Raw genomic sequence first — 1,499 nt, forward strand, 5'->3', positions numbered from 1 at the left:
TGACTGCCGCCTTCCGGCCCGAAGCGATTGGCCATGATGACCGGCGTGCCGTAGGTCATGGCATAGAACTGGAGGTTGATCGCCCAGTTCTGCTCGTTGGAGAAATCATCGCTGACGATGCCCGAGGCCGAATTGATCGGCGCACACAGCACGGTGGGACGCGCGAGCATGGCGGCGTGCACCAGGCCCGGATTCCACAGGTCCGCGCAGATCAGTGAGGTGGCCGACCAGCCTTCGCGCACATCGTTCTGGGTCAAGTCGCTGCCGTGGGTGAACAGCTTGCCCTCCTCCAGCCCGCCGTAGGTCGGCAGGTTCAGCTTGCGATGCACGGCCTGCAGCGCGCCGTGCTGCAGAATCGCCAGGGCGTTGTAGTACTCCCCCGGACTGGCCTCCTCGACAAAGCCCACTACCAGCTGCATGTCGCCCGCGGCACGCGCGAGCATCAGCAAGCGCGGGTCATGCGGCGGAAAGGCCAGATCAATGACCCGGCTACCCATGCCATACCCCGTCAGCGACAGCTCAGGGAAGACCAGCAGGTCCAGATCGACATCCCGCGCCTGATGGATGATGTCGAGATGACGTTCCAGGTTGGCCTCAATATCGCCGAGGCTGGCGTTAATCTGGGCCGCGCCAACGCGCAGGTGATCTTGATGGTGCATGGACAAGTCTCGATAATGAAAAGAGAAGGCAACGAACAGCAGAAGCCAGGGGCAGGGTCAGAGTCAGGTAGAAAACCAAGCGAAAGGCCAGGAAGCATGCCAATGAGAATCAAGCGCCGCGCAGAATGTCAGCCGCGGCCGCCATGTTCAAGCCGGTGCGCCCAGAAGCGCCAGCAGCTCGGAGACCGGCCGTGACTCCAGGTCCATCACGACATCCCGCAACCTGGCCGCGCGGTCTCCCAGCACCGGCTCCGCCAGGGCCCGATATTTGGCCAGCACCTGAGCATCCGTCAGCGGCTTGTCCGGATTGCCCAATGCTTCATGGTCTGCGCTTTCCAGCACCTCGCCACTTTTCAGCACGATTCGCGCACGAGCCCAGCGCTCGGCGGGGAAACGGGCATTGAATACGGCATCCTCCTCGATGACCACCTTGCTCGCCAGAGCCTTGAGCCCGTCATCGTCAAGGGCATCGCAAACACCTTCCACATCCACGCTGCCCCGCCCCAGGGCACAGGCGACCGACCACGGCAGACTGTATTGCGCCTGCTCCGTGGTGTCGGGGTGCATGACATGCAGCCGCTTGCCCTCATGGAAGGTGATGATCTCGATACGCGTGATGTCGTCAGGCTCAGCCACGGCGCCTGCCAATGACAGTACTGCCTCCACTGCCGGCTGCGCCCAGCGACACACAGGATAGGCCTTGAAGTACTGCTCGAACAGATAATGACGCTGGCCGAGGTCCTGCCACAGCGCAGCAACCTCCGGCGCCGTGACCGTCAAGGCTGGCGCTCCGGTGAAACCATCTTCCGCCAGCAACGCCGCCGAGATGCCGGTCATCGC

General features: G+C 63.0%; 2 protein-coding genes. Both read right to left on the reverse strand.

The window, feature by feature from the left end:
- The coding region (locus AC4FAH_RS14110) for a nitrilase-related carbon-nitrogen hydrolase (RefSeq protein ID WP_490246264.1) at window positions 1–659 on the reverse strand (659 nt) is incomplete at its 3' end.
- A gap of 147 nt (window positions 660–806) precedes the next feature.
- Window positions 807–1,499: MmgE/PrpD family protein (locus AC4FAH_RS14115; protein ID WP_490246265.1), on the reverse strand; the 693-nt coding region annotated here is incomplete at its 5' end.

The organism is Cobetia sp., assembly GCF_983723665.1.